Below are 20154 nucleotides of genomic sequence, written 5' to 3' on the forward strand. Positions count from 1 at the left end.
ATCAGACGATGACACCTATATGTGGTGATCTTTAGCCAGGAGAGTCAAGAAAAGATTAAAGCGGTCCCCGATATCCCCGATGAGAAAGGAAGCTCCCGGTGAGTCCTTGAATTCCATCGGGGACCGACAGAGTGCTGCGATTCTGCACCCCGGGCCAAGGACTCTTCCCCCGGTTCCGTGAGAGAATTCCGGGGTGGGATTTGATCGGGTGGGAAGTGGCGTTCCGGCCGGCCACAAGGGCGGCAAACAGGCCCGGCTTTACGGCTGAAAGGGTGCTCATTAGATAGAGGCTTCCGGAGAAAGAGGATTCCCGCGAATCCATCCCCGGAACGCCTCGCTGTTGCCCCGAATTGGGGTCCCAGGCAGAGCCTCGCCCGAATCGAGATGAGTTGATGACCGATTTTGTCCGCCCGATCCTGAACCCGCCCGGTGGGCAGAAAAAGGTGCTGCTGCACTCGTGCTGCGCGCCGTGCTCAGGCGAGGTGATGGAGGCGATGCTCGCCTCCGGCGTCGACTACACCATCTTTTTCTACAACCCGAACATTCATCCGGAGCGCGAATACCTCCTGCGCAAGGACGAGAACGTCCGCTTTGCCGAGAAGCATGGCGTCGGTTTCATCGATGCCGATTACGACAAGGACAACTGGTTCGCGCGCGCCAAGGGCATGGAGTGGGAACCGGAGCGCGGGGCGCGCTGCACCATGTGTTTCGACATGCGGTTCGAACGCACCGCGCTTTACGCGCACGAGCACGGCTTCCCGGTGATCACCAGTTCGCTCGGTATCTCCCGCTGGAAGAACATGGCGCAGATCAACGATTGCGGGAAACGCGCCGCCGCGAAATATGATGGCGTGGAGTATTGGGATTACAACTGGCGCAAGGGCGGCGGTTCCGCCCGCATGATCGAGATCAGCAAGCGCGAGGAGTTCTACCAGCAGGAATATTGCGGCTGCGTCTATTCGCTGCGCGATACCAATGCCCACCGTCGTGCGGGCGGGCGAGAGCCGATTACGCTCGGCGTGAAGTTCTATGGGCAAGATTCCACCGAGGGCGAGGGATAATCCCACCCTCCGCGCGTTGACTGATTCCGCCCCCGCGCCATAGTCCGCATCGTCGTGGTCTTCGCATTGCACTCTGATGCGAAGCTAAGAGGGAAGCCGGTGGAGCGCGCTTTGCGCTGATTCCGGCGCTGCCCCCGCAACTGTGAGCGGCGAGCCGACACCCATTCATGTCACTGAGGCGTTTGCCCTTGGGAAGACGGGTGTAGGCTGCGACCCGCGAGCCAGGAGACCTGCCGCGACATCACGTTCTCCACGGGCGGGGTATCCGGTGGGCGCAGGTTCCAGACTGGAGGCGCACGCGCCCCGGTATTCATGCGCGCGCCTTCGTCCCGCCTTGCGCACTCGCACTTCGGGGTCGAAGCCATGTCGAATTCGTCAACGTCTACCACTCTCACTGTCGCAACTCTTGATGTTGCAACGCTCGGCACGCCGCGGATCGGTCCGCGCCGTGAACTGAAAACCGCTCTGGAAAGTTTCTGGGCAGGCAAGATCGATGAGAAAAGTCTGTTCGCGACCGCGGCCGAGCTGCGCGCTGCGAACTGGGCGCGCCAGAAGGCGCGCGGCGTCACCGTCATCCCCTCCAACGATTTCTCGCTCTATGACCAGGTGCTCGACACCAGCGTCATGGTCGGCGCCATTCCGGCGATTTACGGCTGGAAAGGCGGCAGTGTGCCGCTCGCGACCTATTTCGCGATGGCACGCGGCTCGGAAGGCGAGGGCGAGACCTGCTCGCACGGCCATGCCCATCATGGCGGGCACGGCGTGCCTGCGCAGGAAATGACCAAGTGGTTCGACACCAACTATCACTACATGGTGCCGGAATTCACCAGGGGGCAGACCTTCGCGCTGTCGTCCACCAAGCCGATCGACGAATACAAGGAAGCCAAGGCGCTCGGTTATCAGACCCGCCCGGTTCTGGTCGGCCCGGTGACGTTCCTCAAGCTCGGCAAGAGCAAGGAGGAAGGCTTCGATACGCTGTCGCTGCTCGACAATCTGCTGCCGGTTTATGTCGAGGTGCTGAAGCGCCTCGCCGCCGAGGGCGCGGAGTGGGTGCAGATCGACGAGCCGTGCCTCGTGCTCGACCTCGACGATACCGCACGGCAGGCGTTGCGCCGTGCCTATGCAGTACTCGCGGAGGCCGTGCCGCAGATCAGGATCATGCTTGCGGCCTATTTCGGTGATCTCGGCGACAACCGCGACACCGCGCTGGCACTGCCGGTGGCGGGCCTGCATCTCGATCTCGTGCGCGGCGCCGATCAGCTTGCAGCGGTGGTGGCAAAAGCGCCGAAGCAACTTGTGCTGTCGCTTGGCGTGATCGACGGCCGCAATATCTGGCGCGCCGATCTGCCGTCACTGCTCGAGAAACTGGAGCCGGTGGTCGCCGGGCTGGGCGGCGGCCGGGTGCAGATCGCGCCGTCATGCTCGATGCTGCATGTGCCGATCGATCTCGATGCGGAAACCGGTCTCGACGCCGACGTGAAGGAGTGGCTTGCGTTTTCGCTGCAGAAGATGAGCGAGCTTGCGGTACTCGGCCGCGCACTCTCCGGCCACCGCGATGAGGTCGCGGATCAGATCGCGGCCTCGAAGGCGGCTGCCGCCAAGCGCAAGGCTTCGCCCAAGATCCACAATCCCGCGGTCGCAAAGCGGATGCAGGCGATCACCGATCAGATGCGCCGCCGCAACAGCCCGTTCGATGCCCGTGCGAAAATCCAGCACGCGCGCTTCGGCCTGCCGCTGTTCCCGACCACGACGATCGGTTCGTTCCCTCAGACGGCCGATGTGCGTAAAGCACGCGCCGCCCACACCAAGGGCACGCTCGGCGATGCGCAGTACGAGGAGTTCCTGAAGGAGGAGACGGCGCGCGCGGTGCGCTGGCAGGAAGAGATCGGCCTCGACGTGCTGGTGCACGGCGAGTTCGAGCGCAACGACATGGTGCAGTATTTCGGCGAACAGCTCGAAGGCTTCACCTTCACCAAGCAGGGCTGGGTGCAGAGCTACGGCTCACGCTACGTCCGCCCGCCGGTGCTGTTTGGCGACGTCTCGCGGCCAAAGCCGATGACGCTCGACTGGTGGCGCTATTCGCAGTCGCTCACCAAGCGGCCGATGAAGGCGATGCTGACCGGGCCGGTGACGATCCTCAACTGGTCGTTCGTGCGCGACGACGTTGCGCGCAGCGAAGCCTGCCGGCAGATCGCGCTCGCGATCCGCGACGAGGTCGTCGATCTCGAAAAGGCTGGCGCGCGCATGATCCAGATCGACGAGGCCGCGTTGCGCGAAGGCCTGCCGCTGCGTCGCTCGCAGTGGACAACCTATCTCGACTGGGCGGTGGAAAGCTTCCGGCTGTGCTCGTCGGGCGTGGCCGACGAGACGCAGATCCACACCCATATGTGCTACTCGGAGTTCAACGACATCATCGATGCCATCGGCGCGATGGATGCCGACGTGATTTCCATCGAGACCTCGCGCTCGAAGATGGAATTGCTCGATGCGTTCAAGACCTATCGTTACCCCAACGAGATCGGTCCCGGCGTCTACGACATCCACTCGCCGCGGGTGCCGGACGTTGCGGAGATGAAGGAATTGCTCGTGCTGGCGCGCAAGCGCCTCAACGATGCGCAAATCTGGATCAATCCCGATTGCGGTCTGAAGACCCGTAAATGGGATGAGGTGCGGCCCGCGCTCGTCAACATGGTCGCGGCGGCGAAGGAATTGCGCGCGCTCGCGTAAACCGCATCGCACACGATAGAAAGCGGCGTCCCTCATGTGAGGGGCGCCGCTTCTTCATGTAGGTTGCAAATTTATTGAAGCGAGGTCGTGTGCGCCGGGGGCGGGGCGCTGGTTGTATCGGATGCCGGTGTCTCCGGCGTCGCGATCAGCACGCGCGCCACGAGAAGCGCTGCGATTAACAGCCAGAACGCGACGGTGCCGAGCCGCACCACCGGCGAGTAGGACGCCGTTGCGATCGTGGTTTGCTCGGTCCACGGCGTGTCGTGATCCGACAGAGATGTGAAGTCGTGGCGGGGCATTGCGAGGGTCCTGAAACAGGACCAATTTGTCTCGCGATGCGTGGTCTTTCAAGAAAACAGCTCACCATATTTCAACACCGGCAAAGAACGAATCTGCTTCTTTGCCCGCATTGAAGGCATGGCTTTTCTGAAGCCGATAAATCGCTCGCTGTTTGAACGATTCTTGCGCGCACGATGCTATTTCGGCGCGCGCACGGAGCCGCGTGTGGTGGCAGGCGACGGGGCTGCCGCGGTGCTGCTCGAAGGGCTTGCGGCTGACGCGCTGGTATCGGGCAGGAGCGTTTGTTCGAGAGCTTTGGCGGCTCTTTTCAAGGCGGGCACGAGGGCGAGCGCGCGCGAGAGCGGCAGCCGCGTGATGGGGCCGTGCACTGCGATGGTGGCGCAGATCCGGCCGCGGGAATCGTGGACCGGGACGGCGCTCGCGGCCATGCCTTCCATGAACTCCTCGTTGTCGGTGCCGATGCCGGTCTGGCGAATGCGCGTCAGTTCGGCTTCGAGAAGTTTTGTACTGGTCAGGGTTCGCTCGGTGTAGCGCTGGAACGGCTGCGTGCGGAATATCGCCTTGCGCAATGCCGCCGGTGAGAGACTGAGAAACAGCTTGCCGCTTGCCGTGCAATGCAACGGCACATGCGAGCCGATGTTGAGACGATACTGCAAAGGCCACGCGGATTCGACGCGGTCGAGATAGATCAGGTGATCGCCATCGAGCGTGGTGAGGTTGCAGGTCTCGCCGATTTCTTTCACCAGCGACGACAGGATGACCCGACGCGGCGCGAGATCGAACGAGTGCCGCATTCCGTCGAGCGAAAGCGAAAGCAGACGATGGCCTGCTTCATAGCGCCGTCCGTCAAGTGTGCGCCGAACGAACCCCAATCGCTCGAGCAAAGCGACGAAGCGATGTGTTGTTGCCTTCGGCAACCGGATCGCCGCCATCAACTCGTTGAGCGTGGGCGGTTCCTCGGCCTTGGCGATGGCTTCGAGAAGAAGCAGAGCCCGTTCCGAAACTGACGTCGTCGTCTGCGATGACATTTTTTGAAACCCAATCCCGCTCAGTGAGCCACACGGCGCCTCACCATGTTGACAGTATTTTGAACGAGGTCCAGCATTCAATATAAATCGTCTCAATGAATGGGATATATAAAAATGGTGAGGACGCCCGATCAGTTCGATTACATCGTGGTGGGAGCAGGCTCCGCCGGATGCGTGCTGGCAAATCGCTTGAGCGCCGATGGCCGCCACAAGGTGCTGCTGCTCGAGGCGGGCCCGAAGGACAACTACCTGTGGATCCACATTCCCATCGGTTACGGGAAGACGATGTTTCACAAGGCGTACAACTGGGGCTTCTACACCGACCCAGAGCCCAACATGAAAGATCGCCGCATCTATTGGCCGCGCGGCCGGGGTCTCGGTGGGTCAAGCTCGATCAACGGATTGATCTGCATTCGCGGGCAGCGCGAGGATTACGATCGCTGGGCGCAGCTCGGCAATCCCGGATGGGATTGGAAAAGCGTCCTGCCGTACTTCATCAAGTCCGAACACAACAGCCGTGGCGCCAGCGCGGTGCATGGCGGTGATGGTCCGCTGTGGATGTCCGACATCGGCGCCAAGAGCGAATTGATGGAAGCTATCATTCGCGGCGCCAAGGAAATGGGCGTGCCGCAGAACGACGACTTCAATAGCGGCGATCAGGAAGGCGTCGGCTACTATCAACTGTTCACGCACAATGGCTGGCGAATTTCGTCGGCGGTTGCCTATCTCAAGCCCGCGCGCAATCGTGCCAACCTGAGCATCGAAACCGACGCGCATGCGACCGGCCTCATTCTCGAAGGCCGCCGTGCGGTCGGCGTGCGATATCTCCAGAACGGCGTTGCGCGGGAAGCGCGTGCGGCCCGCGAGGTCATCCTGTCGGCAGGCGCGCTGCAATCGCCGCAACTTCTGCAACTGTCGGGCATCGGGCCTGCATCGCTGCTGCAGCGCCATGGGATCAACGTGGTGCACGATCTGCCGGGCGTCGGCCAGAACCTTCAGGATCATTTGCAGTTGCGCCTGATGTATCGGGTCTCGAAACCGATCACCACCAATGACGATCTGCGCACGCTGTTCAGCCAGGCGAAGATAGGTTTGCAGTGGTTGCTGAAGGGCACCGGTCCGCTCGGCATCGGCATCAATCAGGGCGGCTTGTTCACGAAAATCCTGCCGGGGTCGGAGACGCCGGACATCCAGTTTCATTTCGGCACGCTGTCGGCCGACATGGCGGGCGGCAAGCCGCATCCGTGGTCGGGCTGCACGTTCTCGGTCTGCCAGTTGCGCCCTGAGTCCCGCGGCACTGTCGAAATCAGATCGGCCGATCCGATGGAGCCGCCATCGATGAAGCCGAACTATCTCGAGGCGGAGACCGACCGCATCTGCGCGGTGGAGTCGATCAAATACGCCCGCCGCCTCGCATCGACGAATGCGCTCAGGCCTTATCTCGTCGGCGAATACAAGCCCGGCGCTGACGTGAGCACCGACGACGAGATCCTCGATTTCGCGCGCGAATACGGCGCGACGATTTTCCATCCGACCGGGACCTGCAAGATGGGATCGGATCCACTGGCCGTGACGGATGCCCGGCTTCGGGTTCACGGCATTGGAGGGCTGCGTGTGGTCGATTGCTCGATCATGCCCAACCTCGTTTCCGGCAATACGCATGCGCCGGCCGTCATGATTGCGGAAAAGGCATCCGATATGATTTTAGCTGACTCAAAAGAAAATTCTATCGCAGCTTAGGAAACGACCCTGCAACGAGGAGAGGTCACATGGCGGATAAAGCACTTTTAAAACGTGTCGTCTTCGCATCTTTGATCGGAGCGACCGTGGAATGGTACGATTTCTTTCTCTACGGCGTCGTCGCCGGAATCGTCTTCAATCATCTGTATTTTCCGTCGCATGACATCTTGGTCTCGACGATGCTGGCCTACACGACCTTCGCGGTCGGCTTCGTCACCCGTCCGCTTGGTGGCGTGATCTTCGGCCACTTCGGCGATCGTATCGGCCGCAAGAGCATGCTCATCCTGACGCTGATGATCATGGGTGTCGCGACGTTCCTGATCGGTCTGGTGCCGACCTATGACCAGATTGGTATCTGGGCGCCGATCGCATTGCTCGTGCTGCGCATTCTGCAGGGCATCGGCCTTGGCGGTGAATGGGGCGGCGCGGTGCTGATGACGTATGAATATGCCGAGCCGCACAAGCGCGGCCTCTACGCCAGCCTGCCGCAGATCGGCCTGTCGATCGGCCTGTGCCTCGCCTCCGGCGTGGTGGCGCTGTTGTCGTACTCGCTGACCAACGAGCAATTTCTGGCGTGGGGCTGGCGTATCGCCTTCGTGTTGAGCTTCGTGCTGGTGCTGGTCGGCCTTTATATTCGCCTCAACATCATGGAGACGCCCGAGTTCTCCAAGCTCAAGGAGAGCCGCAAAGAGGTGCAGGTGCCTTTCGCCACCATGATCAAGGATTATCCGAAGGAGATCCTGGCAGGCATGGGCGCGCGCTACATCGATGGTGTGTTTTTCAACATCTTCGGTGTGTACTCGATTGCCTATCTCACCTCGCAGCTCAAGATTCCGCGCACCGAGGCGCTGCTGGGCGTTTGTGCCGCCGCGCTCATCATGTGTATTTTCATTCCGTACTTTGGCCGGGTCTCCGATCGCGTCGGCCGAACCCGGACTTACGCCTGGGGCTCGTTGATCACCGGTCTCTCCGCGCTGCCTGCGTTCTATATCTGGATGACGTATCCGGATCAGCCGATGGCGGTGTGGGCGGCGTTGATCATTCCGTTCGGAATTCTCTACGCGTCGGTCTACGGCCCCGAAGCCTCGCTGTTCTGCGATCTGTTCGGGCCCGAGGTGCGCTACACCGGCATTTCGTTCGTGTATCAATTCTCCGGAATTTTCGCGAGCGGCCTGACCCCGATCATCGCCACGGCGTTGATGCAGTATTACGGCCCGCAGAACGGAGCGTGGGCGGTCGCCTGGTATGCCGTCTTTGCCGGCGTCGTCAGCGCGCTGTCGGCGATGTGGATCGCGCGTCTGGCGCGACAACGCATTCAGGCGGGCGGGACAGCACCTGCCGCGCTGGTCGCGTAAGCCGAGCGGCACGATACAAATGCAAACGGCCCGGTTTCGACCGGGCCGTTTTTGTTTGGGAGTATCGCGCAAGCAAGGCGCAGGGCCTTGCAAAAGCGATTTAGGTTTACTCAGAGTTGTCATGCGCGGGCTTGACCCGCGCATCCATCTTAAAAGAAGAGTTGTTTTAAGGAGATGGATGGCCGGAACAAGTCCGGCCATGACGGATCATCTTGTTTTTGTCCAAACGTGAAGCGCTCTAATCCAGACTCAATCTTGCCAGCGCGCAGGAGGCGATGCGGGCGCGGCGGGAATCCGCGCGGCTCGTCAGGATCACCGGCACTTTTGCGCCGAGCACGACGCCCGCGCATTCGCCGCCGCCCATGTAGATGAACGACTTGTAGAGAATGTTGCCGACATCGAGGCTCGGCACCATCAGAAGATCGGGATCGCCCGCGACAGCGGAGGCGATGCCCTTGGTCTTGGCGGACTGCGCGGAGATCGCATTGTCGAAAGCGAGCGGGCCGTCGACGATCGCGCCGGAGATCTGGCCGCGGTCGGCCATCTTGGCGAGCGCGGCGGCGTCCATGCTGGAGGGCAGGTCGGGATTGACGGTTTCGACCGACGACAGGATCGCGACCTTCGGCGCCTCGAATCCGATCCGGTGCGCGAAATCGACCGCATTGGCGAGGATGTCCGTCTTTTCCTTCAGGCCGGGCTGAATGTTGACCACGGCGTCGGTGATCATCAGCGGCTTGTGATAGGCGGGACAATCGAACCAGAACACGTGGCTCATGCGTCGCGAGGTGCGCAGATTTGCATCGCGCGACACCACGGCGCCGAGCAACTCGTCGGTGTGCTGCGAGCCTTTCATCAGCGATTTGGCTTCGCCGGCGCTGACGAGCGCCACCGCGGCGCGGGAGGAGAGAACCGGATCGTCATCGGCATCAACGAGACGCAAGCCGTCGAGGCTTGCATTGAGTGTCTTGGCACAGGCTTCGATCCGGCTGCGCGGTCCCACGAGGATCGGCTCGATCACGCCGTCCTCGTAGGCTGCGAGCGCTGCGGCGAGCGCATCGGTCGAGCAGGGGTAGGCGACGGCGACACTCAGGCGGCCCTTGCCGCGCGCCGCCTGTTCGAGAGCATCAAGTTTCGGGTGCGATGTAGACGGCATCAGGTGGCTCCGACGTCGGCGCTAATCGTCGCGCTCATGGTTTCTGCGGCATTCTGAAGAAGCGGAATCTTGTCGATCATTTCGGCTTGCGACATCCGGGTGACGGGGGCCTGGATCGCAAGCGCTGCCGCGCAGGCGCGGTTGCGGCCTTTCCGATAGATGATGGGGACGGCGAGGCAGACAAGCCCTTCGAGAAATTCTTCGCGGTCGAGTGCGTAGCCGTTGCGACGGATCTCTGACAGCTCCTTGAGAAGGGCGGACTTATCGACGATCGTATTGTCCGTCATGCGTTCGAGAGTCATCTCGGCGATAACGAGATCGCGTTTCGCCGGTTGCATCAGCGCAAGAAACAGCTTGCCGCTGGCCGAACAATAGGCCGGCACTTTCGAGCCCTGCTGGAACGTGATGCGTAGCGGCCATTTGGATTCGACGCGGTCGAGATAGATCACCTGCGAGCCGTCGAGCACGGTGAGGTTGCAGGATTCACCGACCTCCTGCACCACGCGCCGCAAAATATCGTGCCGCAGCGCGCCGCCGGGACGGTTCGTCAGAATGGAAAATGCAAGCTGGGTCGCTCGCATCGCGAGTTCATAGCGCCGCCCGTCCGGCGTGCGCTGGATGAGGCCCGCCTGTTCGAGCGAGGCAAGCCAGCGATGCATCGTGGGCTTCGGCACGCCGACATTCACGGCGAGCTCGGCGAGGCTCGCCGGATGTTGCAAGCCGGCGATGGCCTCGAGCAGAGCCAATGGTTTCAGAGCGCCCGGGAGCTCGTTCATACCTCATCCTACACAGAAATTCCGATATACGGAACGTAACAAGTTTTAAATTGAAATATCCGTTGCGCCTCGTCAAGGCTCATGGCAGATACGGGCAGGACATTATGAGGCCCGCATCGGGCCCTCCTGCCAGGCGTCGTAAAAAAGAGAGAGTTCGCTCATGAAAATGACAACGGAAGAAGCCTTCGTAAAAGTGCTGCAGATGCATGGCATCGAGCATGCTTTCGGTATCATCGGTTCGGCCTTCATGCCGATTTCCGATCTCTTTCCCAAGGCCGGTATCACCTTCTGGGACGTCGCTCATGAAGCCAACGGCGGCCTGATCTGCGACGGCTACACCCGCTCCACCGGCAAGATGGCGATGGCCATCGCGCAGAACGGCCCGGGCATCACCGGCTTCGTCACCCCGATCAAGACCGCGTACTGGAATCACACGCCGATGCTGCTGGTGACGCCGCAGGCGGCGAACAAGACCATCGGGCAGGGCGGCTTCCAGGAAGTCGAGCAGATGGCGATGTTCCGCGACATGGTCTGTTATCAGGAAGAGGTGCGCGATCCGTCCCGCGTCGCCGAGACGCTGAACCGCGTGATCATGAAGGCGAAGCGCCTCTCCGCGCCGGCGCAGCTCAACATTCCGCGCGATTTCTGGACGCAGGTGATCGACGTCAATCTTCCCGCGATCGTTGATTTCGAGCGCCCCGCGGGCGGCGAGCATGCGATTGCGGAAGCGGCAAAACTTCTGTCGAACGCCAAATTCCCGGTCATCCTGTCCGGCGCGGGCGTGGTGATCGGCGGCGCCATTCCCGATTGCGTCGCATTGGCTGAAAAGCTCGACGCGCCGGTGTGCAACAACTACCAGCACAACGACTCCTTCCCCGGCAGCCATCGTCTTGCGGTCGGCCCGCTCGGCTACAACGGCTCGAAGGCCGCGATGGAACTGGTCGCGAAGGCGGACGTCGTGCTCGCGCTCGGCACCCGTCTCAATCCGTTCTCGACGCTGCCGGGCTACGGCATCGATTACTGGCCGAAGGATGCAAAGATCATCCAGGTCGATATCAATGCCGACCGCATCGGCCTGACCAAGCCCGTGACTGTCGGCATCTGCGGCGATGCCAAGCAGGTTGCTCAGGGCATTCTGCGGCAGCTTTCGCCGAACGCCGGCAATGCCGGCCGCGACGAGCGCAAGGCGCTGATCCACACCACCAAATCGAAATGGCTGCAGACGCTCTCCAGCATGGATCACGAGGACGACGATCCGGGCACCACCTGGAACAAGGACGCGCGCGTGCGCGACAAGGATCTGATGTCGCCGCGTCAGGCATGGCGCGCGATTCAGGCGGGCCTGCCGGCCGATGCGATCATTTCCAGCGACATCGGCAACAACTGCGCGATCGGCAATGCCTATCCGATGTTCGATGAAGGCCGGAAGTATCTCGCGCCGGGCCTGTTCGGTCCGTGCGGCTACGGCTTCCCGGCGATCATCGGCGCCAAGATCGGCAATCCGGATACGCCGTGCGTCGGCTTCGCCGGTGACGGTGCGTTCGGCATCTCCATGAACGAGATGAGCTCGATCGGCCGCGAGGAGTGGCCGGGCGTTACCATGGTGATCTTCCGCAACTACCAGTGGGGCGCGGAGAAGCGCAACACGACGCTGTGGTACGACAACAACTTCGTCGGCACCGAGCTGGACCGTCACCTGAGCTACGCCAAGGTCGCGACCGCGTGCGGGCTGAAGGGTGTTCAGGTCAAGACCCAGCAAGAGCTCACCGACGCGCTGCGACAGTCCTGCGAAGACCAGAAGAAGGGCATCACCACGTTCATCGAGGTGTTGCTCAATCAGGAACTGGGCGAGCCGTTCCGCCGCGATGCGATGAAGAAGCCGGTGGTGGTTGCTGGCATCAAGCGCGAGGACATGCGCCCGCAGACGGTTGTGTGATCCGAGACGCACGGGCGCTCAGCGCCATTTGTAAAACTGAAAAACCCGGCCACGCGGCCGGGTTTTTCTTATATCGCTGCCGCTTGTCTTGGACTCGAGCGATGTTTGAGTCCCACCTCTCCCGTGGGGAGAGGTGAAGAAAGAGCCCACATCAAAATTTTATTCCGATTTTACGTCTCTCCCGGAGGCGGGATGTTGTTGAGCTCGCGGGCGATATAACGCGCCAGTTGCTCGGCCGCCTCCGAAATGCCTTGCTCCTTGCGGTGAAGGACCATTTCGATGGGAGCCAGTTCCGGCAGGCCGTCGCTTTTGTTGAGCGCGCGAATGTTGGGCGTAATGGTGCAGAGGGGGAAAACCGAGACGGCCACGCCCGCCAGCACCGCCGCCTGCAATCCGGCCAGGCTGTCGCAGATCGAACGCATCGTCCACGGAATGTTGGCGGTGTTGAGCGCGTCGATTGCGATCTGCCGATAGACGCTGCCCTGCGGCATCAGCGCGAGCGGCAGGGGCCGATGGCGCTCCTGCGCTTCGCTCTGGCTTGCGGCCCAGACCACCGGTTCATATCGGATCAATTCGCCTCGGCGAAACTCCGGCTGATTGGTCATCAGCGCGATGTCGATTTCTTCCCGCTCCAGCGCCGCACTCAAATAGACGCTACGGGTGCAGCGCAGATGAATCTCGACATTCGGATGCGTGCGGGCAAAGTTGTTGAGAACATCCGGCAGCAGATAGGCCGCATACAGATCCGGCGTGCCGAGCGTGACATGGCCGGCAATGCCGGGCATCGAGAAGCGCCCGCGGGCCTCGTCATTGAGGCGTAACATCGTGCGGGCGAACTCCAGCAAAACCTCTCCATCGGGCGTCAGGACGAGTTGCCTGCGATTTTCGCCGAACAGCGTGCGGCCGACGATACCTTCGAGACGTTTGATCTGATGTGTAATCGCGGGCTGCGTGCGACCGACCTTTTTACCTGCCGATGTCAAGCCACCCGTATCGACGATCGCAACGAATGTTCGCAGTAGCGAAATGTCGAGGTCTTGATTCACTGATAAATTCCGCGAATGATGTTCATGCACTATATCAATTTTGCCACGACTGCTGACTAGTGCACCATAAGAAAAATGGCTTCATGTGAAGTGGGCGTACAAGCCCAACGATAAAGTCGACAAAACGACAAACCGTTGCTGGGAGGCGACCATGAAGGCGATACAATCCTCGGCCCGTTGGGCCGCGAAGACCCTTGCTGTTCTGTCCGCGGCTTTTCTGTGCAGCATGCCTCTCGGCAGCAGCGCAAACGCTGCAGGCTATCCCGACCGTCCGATTGAATTGATCGTCCCGTGGGGACCGGGCGGCGGCGCCGATCAGCTTGCGCGACTTGTCAGCAAGCTGATGGAACCGCTGATCGGACAAAGTATCCCGGTGGTCAACGTGCCGGGCGGCACCGGCGCGACCGGCATGGCCAAGCTGATGGCTTCGCCCGCGGACGGCTATTCGATGGCCATCTACATCGCCGACAGCCACGCGCTTCTTGCCGGCAAATCGCCGCGCTGGACGATGGACGACATCACGCCGGTGGCGGTGATGATCAAGGGACCGTCCTTCATCTTCGTCAAGCAGGACAGTCCTTTCAAGACCTGGGCCGACTTCGAGAAGGAAGCCAAGGCCAATCCCGGCAAGCTGAAGGTTGCAACGCTCGGCTTCGGCAGCGTCGACGACTTCTCGCTCTCCGTGCTGGATCAGCAGGGCGGCGTAAAGGTTGTGCAGGTGCCTTTCGCCAAGCCTAGCGAGCGTTACGTCTCGATCCTCGGCGGTCATGCCGATGCGCTCTATGAGCAGGCCGGTGACGTCGCTCAGTTCCTGAGCGGCAAGCAGATGCGCCCGATTCTCCTGTTCGGAGAAAAGCGCCTCGATGCGTTCAAGGACGTGCCGGCATCCTACGAGCTTGGCTACAAGATCGCGCTGCCGCAGTTCCGCTCGATCGTGGTGCGTTCCGGCACGCCGCCGGAAGTCGTCAAGAAGTTGTCTGACGCGCTCGCCAAGGTCGCCGAATCGCCCGAGTACAAGAAGTTTCTCGCGGACCAGTTTGGTGAACCCACGAGCTTCGAGCCTTCCTCGAAGGCTGGCGCTTTCGTCAAGCAGCAGCTCGACGACATGAAGAAAGTGACGGCCGCGAAGTAGTTGCCATCGACGTCATTCCTCAAACAGACGGGCCGACGACACTATGGGAAAAAGCGCACTTCGTCTCACTCTTCCGTATGTCGCCGGCCTGATCATATCCGGCATCCTTTATCACTACGCTCAGCAGATCGAGTATTCCCCGCGTCCGGGGAGCCTCGGTCCGGACTTCTGGCCGAAGATCACGATCGGCATGATGGCGCTGATCTGCCTCATCGAGATCGTTCGCCGGCTGGTCGGTTTCGGGGGCGAGACCCACGGGATCGCCGAAACCTTCGAGAAGGAAGAAGAGGAGGAGACGTCGTCTCCGACCTATCCCTGGCTCCTTACCGGCGGCGTCGTGCTTGTTCTCGTTTATGCCGCCGTTGTCACGACGCTGGGCTTCCTGCTCTCGACCTTCATCTTCCTCGTGGCGTTCATGTATCTCGGCCGTTATCGCAACCACATTGCGATCTGGCTGACGGGCGCGGGCATCACATTGGGGGCGGCGCTGTTGTTCATGCGCATTGCCTATGTCTCGCTTCCACGCGGCGAACCGCCGTTTGACGCTTTCACCGATTTCGTTCGCATGATCATCGGCGGCTGAGGCAGGGGTACACAATCATGGCTGAGATGTTGCTTCAGTTGGGCCACGGCTTCCTCAACTGCTTCACCGTAAGTCACATGCTGATGCTCCTAGCGGGCATCGTGATCGGGTTGCTGGTCGGCGTGTTGCCGGGCCTCACCCTGGTGATGGGCGTGGCGCTGGCGCTGCCCTTCACTTACCACATGGACGTCACCGCCTCGATCGTGCTGCTGACGGCGATGTATGTCTCGGGTACGTATGGCGGCGCTTTCACGGCGATCCTGTTCAAGATACCCGGCGAGCCGATTGACGTTCCGATGTTGTGGGACGGCTACACGATGGGCCGCAAGGGAAAGCCTGCAAAGGCGCTCGGCTGGACGCTGGTCGCGGCGCTCGGCGGCGGCCTGCTGTCGGCCGTCATCATGGTGCTTCTGACGCAGCCGCTTGCGCACTTCGCCTTGCGGTTCTCGACACCGGAATATTTCGCCGTGCTGGTGTTCGGCCTGTCGAGCGTCGTCGCGCTCGGCAGCGGCTCGCTTGCCAATGCGCTCATCAGCCTCTGCGTTGGCATTCTGATCGCAACGGTCGGTACCGATGAAACCTACGGCGCCTATCGCTTCACCTTCGGTTCGCCAATCCTTGCCGACGGCATCGAGTTTCTTGTGGTGATGGTGGGCGCCTACGGCATCGGCGAAGTGCTGTCGCGGCTCGAGACCGGATTCTCCACCCGACCCATCGAGAAGATCAGCAATGCGCGAACCGAACTGCCGAGCTGGCGGGAAATGAGCGCGCTGAAATGGATGTTCGCGCGGGCAAGCGTGCTCGGCAACGTGATCGGCCTTATTCCCGGCGCCGGTGCGACGATCGCCTCCTTCGTGAGCTACGGTCTCGAGTCCCAGTTTGGCAAGCGCCGGAAGGAAATGGGCACTGGCATCGCGGAAGGGATTGTCGCGCCGCAGGCGGCGGCAACGGCGTCCGTGGGCGGTGCGCTCGTGCCGCTGCTCGCGCTCGGCATTCCCGGCAGCGGCGCGACCGCGATCATTCTCGGCGCTTTCATGCTGCACGGCATTCAGCCCGGTCCGCAGGTCATGCTGACGTCGGCGCCGATCGTCTACACCGTGTTTGCCTCGGTGTTCGTCGGTCTCGCGCTGATGTGCGTCGTCGGCTACTTCGCGATTCGTCCGCTGGTGAAGATTCTGGATCTGCCAGAGGCGGTGGTGTCGGCTTATGTGATGACGCTCTGCTTCGTCGGCGCGCTGTCGATCCGCAACAACGTCACCGACCTGTGGCTGATGATCGGGTTCGGCGTCATTGGTTATCTGTTCGAGCGGTTCAAATTTCCGGTCGCTCCATTGGTTCTCGGCGTGATCCTCGGGCCTTTGACCGAGGCAGCCTTCATGAACTCCATGATCAGTTTCGGCAATGACTGGACGGTGTTCTTCACCCGGCCGATTTCCGGAATTGTCATGGCATGCACGGTGGTCATCCTTGCGTTGCCGTTCCTCCAGCGGACTTGGGCCAAGCGTAAGGTGGCTGCTCCTGCGTGAGAGCGATCGCGAGTTGCGATCGATCGATACATAACGGGCGGCGCTTGATGTCCCGAGATATTTTTGCGCCGACCTCACGCTGATAAATCTCGCGAATGGATGCGATGCAGATTATCGATTTCCTTATGGGATTTGGCTTCCTGTAGCATGGTCGATAAAGCTGCATGACTTTGAAGCCGGGCTGAACCGGCAGACAGCGGAGGAACGTCGCAGCGCCGCTCAGGCGCCCGCACCACGCTGGCTGATAGTTTTTGGATGGCGCGCACCTTGCCGGTTCGTCCGGCAAGGAAGAGCGACCCCCACGATCGCGATGAATGGAGAATGTCATGAGTGTTGTCGTTGAAATGCAGGACCGGAATTCGGATGCGCAGAAGATCGCAGCCGATCTGGTACGCCGCGCGCGCGTCGCGCAGGAGGTCTTTGCGCAGGCCGATCAGGCCCGCACCGATGAAGCCGTTCGCGCCGTCGCGTGGTCGCTCTACAAGCCGGAGCACGCCAAGGCGCTGGCCGAGCTGGCGGTGAAGGACACGGGCCTCGGCAATGTGCCGGACAAGATTATCAAGAAGCAGCGCAAGACGTTCGGCACGCTGCGCGACATGCTGCGCGCCAAGACGGTCGGTGAGATCGAGCGCGACGACAAGCGCGGCATCGTGAAGTTCGCCAAGCCGATCGGCGTCGTCGGTGCGATCACGCCGTCGACGAATCCCGGCGCCACGCCCGTCAACAAGGCGCTGATGGCGATCAAGGGCCGCAACGCCATCGTCATCGCGCCGTCGCCGCTTGGCTTCCGCACCACGGAGATGGTCGTCAACTTCATGCGCGATGCGCTGGATCAGATCGGCCTGCCGCGGGATCTGGTGCAGATCCTGCCGTCGCCGGTCACCAAGGATACGACGCAGGCGCTGATGGAAGCGGTGGACCTCGTCGTCATTACCGGCTCGCAGGATAACGTGCGCCGCGGCTATTCGAGCGGAACGCCGGCGATCGGCGTCGGCGCGGGCAACGTGCCGGTCATCATCGATGAAACCGCGGATTTCGATTCTGCCGCGCAGAAGATCTGCGCGTCGAAGACGTTCGACAACGCGACCTCGTGCTCGTCGGAGAACGCGGTGGTGATCGTCGATGCCTGCTACGACAAGGCCATCGCGGCGCTGAAGAAGGCGGGCGCGTTCCTCGTCGATCCGTCTGCGAAGGACAAGGTTGTGAGCGAGCTGTGGAAGAACGGCAAGCTCAACCGCCATCTGATCGCGCGCGATATGTCGATCCTCGCGGAGGCTTTCGGCCTTCCGGCGGAAGCGGCGAAGTCGAAATTCCTTCTCGTCGAGGAAACCGGCATCGGCCGCGATTATCCGCTCTCGGGTGAGAAACTGTCGCTCGTGCTCACCGTTTATCGTGCGAAGGATTTTGCCGCGGCGAAGGATACCGTCCACAAGATTCTCAACCATCAGGGCAAGGGCCACTCGATGGGCCTGCACACCACCAAGCTCGAGCGTGCGCGCGAACTGGCGGAAGACCTGCCGGTGGTGCGCGTTCTGGTCAACTTCGCCCACACCTTCGGCAATGGTGGCGGTTTCGACAGCGGCCTCGAGTTCACGCTGACCATGGGCTGCGGCTCCTGGCAGAAGAACAGCATCTCCGAGAACCTGAACTACAAGCACTTCCTCAACATCACGCACCTTGTCACGCCGATTCCGGAAGACAAGCCGAGCGAGGAAGATCTGTTCGGGCCGCATTGGGCGCGTTACGGCAAGTAAGGGGCAGGACGATATGAATCTTGAGGAGCATGCAGCCAAGCATCACGTGCTCGTGCCGACCGGCGTTCCGACGCCTGAGGGCCGGGTCTGCAAGACGCCGGAGGAAGCCGCGGCCGCGGTGACGGCCATCGGCCCGTCGGTCATCAAGGCGCAGGTGCCGACCGGCAAGCGCGGCAAGTCCGGCGGCATCAAGATCGCCAAGACGGCGGATGAAGCGGCAAGCGCGGCGCGCGATATCCTGTCGATGAGCATCGGCGGGCATCGCGTCTCGCAGGTGCTGGTCGAGCAGCTCTGCCCGATCGAACGCGAACTCTATGCAGCGGTTCTGATCGACGTCGCGAGCCGTGCACCGTTGGTGCTGTTTTCGACCGAAGGCGGCATGGATATCGAAGAGGTGGCGGAGAAACACCCCGACGCCATCCGCAAGCATGTCGTCGACATCCACAAGGGCTTCAGCGCTGCCGATGCGGCGGCGATGCTGAAAGGCCTGCCGCTCGGCTCGGCCACTGAGGCCGTTGGCGAGGTGCTGGCAAAGCTCTACGCCATCTTCCAGGACAAGGATGCGGAGCTTGTCGAGATCAACCCGCTCGCCGTTCTGAAGGACGGGCGCGTGGTGGCGCTGGACTGCAAATTCGTGCTCGACGATTCCTCCGCGCTGCGTCAGCCCGATCTCGCCAAGGTGGCAACGCCCGCGAAGATGACCGAGCTTGAACAGCGCGGCGCCGACAACGGCCTGAAGTTCATCCAGCTCGACGGCAATGTCGGCGTGCTGGCGAACGGCGCGGGCCTCACCATGACCACCATGGATGTCATCGATCATTTTGGCGGCAGGCCCGCCAACTTCCTCGAGATCGGCGGCGAGGCTTACACCAAGTCGGAAATCGCGCTCGATCTGGTGCTGTCCAATCCCGGCGTCAAAAGCCTCGTCATCAATTTCTGCGGCGCGTTCGCGCGCACGGATGTGATGGCGGAAGGCGTCGTCAAGGCCTGGGAAACGCTGAAGCCGAAGGTGCCGGTGTTCTTCTCGATCCACGGCACCGGTGAGGACGAAGCCGTCAAGCTGGTGCGGGAGCGGCTTGGCATTGAACCTTATGACTTCATGGAAGATGCCGTGAAAGCGGCGGTCGAGGCAGCGCAATGATTTATCGTCGCGGACAAAAAGTTCTCGTTCAGGGCATGACCGGAAAGCAGGGCACGTTCTGGTCGGAGCGGATGCGGGAAATGGGCACGGATGTCGCCGCGGGCGTCAATCCGAAGCGTGCGGGCGAGACGTATCTTGGCGTGCCGATCTATGGATCGGCGGTCGAGGCCACCAAGGAGACGCCGTGCGATGTCTCGGTGATCTTCATTCCGCCGTCGATGGCGAAGGCCGCGATCATCGACGCGATCGATGCGGGCATCGGCACCATCGTCACGCTGACCGAGCACATTCCGGCGCACGACGTTCTGGAAATCTTTGCGCGCCTGCGGCTCTCGAAGAGCCGGATCATCGGCCCCAACACGGCCGGCATCGTGACGCCGGGCGAAGGTTTCGTCGGCATCATGCCGGGACATAACCCCAACATCTTCAAGCCCGGCCGCGTCGGCGTGATTTCACGCAGCGGCAGCCTCGGCACCCTGATGTGCCTGAACCTGACGCGTGCCGACCTTGGCCAGTCGGCGTTCATCGGTATCGGTGGCGATCCGATCATCGGTACCACGACGCGCGATGCGTTGATCGAACTCGATCGCGATGCCAAGACCGACGCCGTCGTGCTGGTCGGCGAGATCGGCGGCGCGATGGAAGAAGAAGCGGCCGAATATGCCCGAACCATGAAGAAGCCGATCGTCTCCTTCATCGCGGGCCGCTCCTCGCCGCCCGACAAGAAGATGGGCCATGCCGGCGCGATCGTCACCGGCGGGCGCGGTGGCTATGACTCCAAGCGCGCCGCGCTCGAGAAAGCGGGAATTCGGGTGGCGAATACGCCGGCTGAAGTGGTGACGCTTTTGAAGCAGGTCGATACTGCCAAAGTGTCGGCGGTGGGCTGAACGGCTTAC

The 20154-nt window shown here is 61.7% G+C and carries 16 protein-coding genes and 1 riboswitch; of the genes, 11 read left to right on the forward strand and 5 right to left on the reverse strand.

The annotated features are described in order from the left end of the window. Window positions 1-392: 392 nt before the first annotated feature. Window positions 393-1061 carry an epoxyqueuosine reductase QueH gene (locus OCA5_RS06665; protein ID WP_012563889.1) on the forward strand — a complete coding sequence of 223 codons (669 nt, stop codon included), beginning with the start codon at window positions 393-395 and terminating at the stop codon, window positions 1059-1061. A 38-nt stretch (window positions 1062-1099) separates the two neighbouring features. Then, window positions 1100-1313: riboswitch (cobalamin riboswitch) on the forward strand. Between the two features lie 111 nt (window positions 1314-1424). After that, a complete protein-coding gene (metE, locus tag OCA5_RS06670) occupies window positions 1425-3788 on the forward strand; it encodes a 5-methyltetrahydropteroyltriglutamate--homocysteine S-methyltransferase (protein ID WP_013912982.1) in 2364 nt (787 codons plus the stop codon). A 71-nt stretch (window positions 3789-3859) separates the two neighbouring features. Here the strand turns inward: metE and OCA5_RS06675 are convergent, their stop codons facing one another. Beyond that, window positions 3860-4087: a hypothetical protein gene (locus tag OCA5_RS06675; RefSeq protein WP_012563887.1), complete on the reverse strand. Its 228-nt coding sequence runs from the start codon at window positions 4085-4087 to the stop codon at window positions 3860-3862. A 177-nt stretch (window positions 4088-4264) separates the two neighbouring features. Next, the gene (locus OCA5_RS06680; RefSeq protein ID WP_012563886.1) at window positions 4265-5116 is read right to left on the reverse strand and encodes an IclR family transcriptional regulator; all 852 of its coding nucleotides are present in this window, start codon (window positions 5114-5116) and stop codon (window positions 4265-4267) included. A gap of 114 nt (window positions 5117-5230) precedes the next feature. Between OCA5_RS06680 and OCA5_RS06685 the strand changes: the two genes are divergently transcribed. Continuing rightward, complete coding sequence (locus tag OCA5_RS06685; RefSeq protein ID WP_012563885.1) at window positions 5231-6856, forward strand: GMC family oxidoreductase; 1626 nt, start codon at window positions 5231-5233, stop codon at window positions 6854-6856. A gap of 29 nt (window positions 6857-6885) precedes the next feature. Then, the gene (locus tag OCA5_RS06690) at window positions 6886-8211 is read left to right on the forward strand and encodes an MFS transporter (protein WP_012563884.1); all 1326 of its coding nucleotides are present in this window, start codon (window positions 6886-6888) and stop codon (window positions 8209-8211) included. 238 nt (window positions 8212-8449) lie between these two features. On the opposite strand, the gene OCA5_RS06695 is transcribed toward OCA5_RS06690, so the two are convergent. After that, window positions 8450-9364, reverse strand: a complete 915-nt coding sequence (locus OCA5_RS06695) for a bifunctional enoyl-CoA hydratase/phosphate acetyltransferase (protein ID WP_012563883.1) — start codon at window positions 9362-9364, stop codon at window positions 8450-8452. Then, window positions 9364-10140, reverse strand: coding sequence for an IclR family transcriptional regulator (locus tag OCA5_RS06700; protein ID WP_012563882.1), 777 nt, complete (start codon window positions 10138-10140; stop codon window positions 9364-9366). The genes OCA5_RS06695 and OCA5_RS06700 overlap by 1 nt, the downstream gene beginning before the upstream one ends. 160 nt (window positions 10141-10300) lie before the next feature. On the opposite strand from OCA5_RS06700, the gene xsc reads away from it, so the two are divergent. Further along, the gene (gene xsc / locus OCA5_RS06705) at window positions 10301-12076 is read left to right on the forward strand and encodes a sulfoacetaldehyde acetyltransferase (RefSeq protein WP_012563881.1); all 1776 of its coding nucleotides are present in this window, start codon (window positions 10301-10303) and stop codon (window positions 12074-12076) included. A 170-nt stretch (window positions 12077-12246) separates the two neighbouring features. Here the strand turns inward: xsc and OCA5_RS06710 are convergent, their stop codons facing one another. Further along, window positions 12247-13122 carry a LysR substrate-binding domain-containing protein gene (locus tag OCA5_RS06710; RefSeq protein WP_012563880.1) on the reverse strand — a complete coding sequence of 292 codons (876 nt, stop codon included), beginning with the start codon at window positions 13120-13122 and terminating at the stop codon, window positions 12247-12249. 151 nt (window positions 13123-13273) lie between these two features. Between OCA5_RS06710 and OCA5_RS06715 the strand changes: the two genes are divergently transcribed. The 6 genes from OCA5_RS06715 (at window position 13274) to sucD (ending at window position 20145) form a co-directional block, all read left to right on the forward strand. Continuing rightward, window positions 13274-14254 carry a tripartite tricarboxylate transporter substrate binding protein gene (locus OCA5_RS06715; protein ID WP_012563879.1) on the forward strand — a complete coding sequence of 327 codons (981 nt, stop codon included), beginning with the start codon at window positions 13274-13276 and terminating at the stop codon, window positions 14252-14254. 43 nt (window positions 14255-14297) lie between these two features. Beyond that, window positions 14298-14837: a tripartite tricarboxylate transporter TctB family protein gene (locus OCA5_RS06720; protein ID WP_012563878.1), complete on the forward strand. Its 540-nt coding sequence runs from the start codon at window positions 14298-14300 to the stop codon at window positions 14835-14837. Window positions 14838-14854: 17 nt separating this feature from the next. Further along, window positions 14855-16363 (forward strand): tripartite tricarboxylate transporter permease, encoded by a 1509-nt coding sequence (locus OCA5_RS06725; RefSeq protein WP_012563877.1) that lies wholly within the window; start codon window positions 14855-14857, stop codon window positions 16361-16363. A 326-nt stretch (window positions 16364-16689) separates the two neighbouring features. Continuing rightward, a complete protein-coding gene (sauS, locus tag OCA5_RS06730; RefSeq protein ID WP_012563875.1) occupies window positions 16690-18117 on the forward strand; it encodes an acylating sulfoacetaldehyde dehydrogenase in 1428 nt (475 codons plus the stop codon). Between the two features lie 13 nt (window positions 18118-18130). After that, entirely contained in the window at window positions 18131-19258 is a 1128-nt protein-coding gene (gene sucC, locus OCA5_RS06735; RefSeq protein WP_012563874.1) for an ADP-forming succinate--CoA ligase subunit beta, read from the forward strand. Continuing rightward, window positions 19255-20145, forward strand: a complete 891-nt coding sequence (gene sucD / locus OCA5_RS06740) for a succinate--CoA ligase subunit alpha (RefSeq protein WP_012563873.1) — start codon at window positions 19255-19257, stop codon at window positions 20143-20145. The genes sucC and sucD overlap by 4 nt, the downstream gene beginning before the upstream one ends. Window positions 20146-20154 lie beyond the last annotated feature (9 nt).

Origin of the sequence: Afipia carboxidovorans OM5, from assembly GCF_000218565.1 — a bacterium.
Lineage (GTDB): Bacteria > Pseudomonadota > Alphaproteobacteria > Rhizobiales > Xanthobacteraceae > Afipia > Afipia carboxidovorans.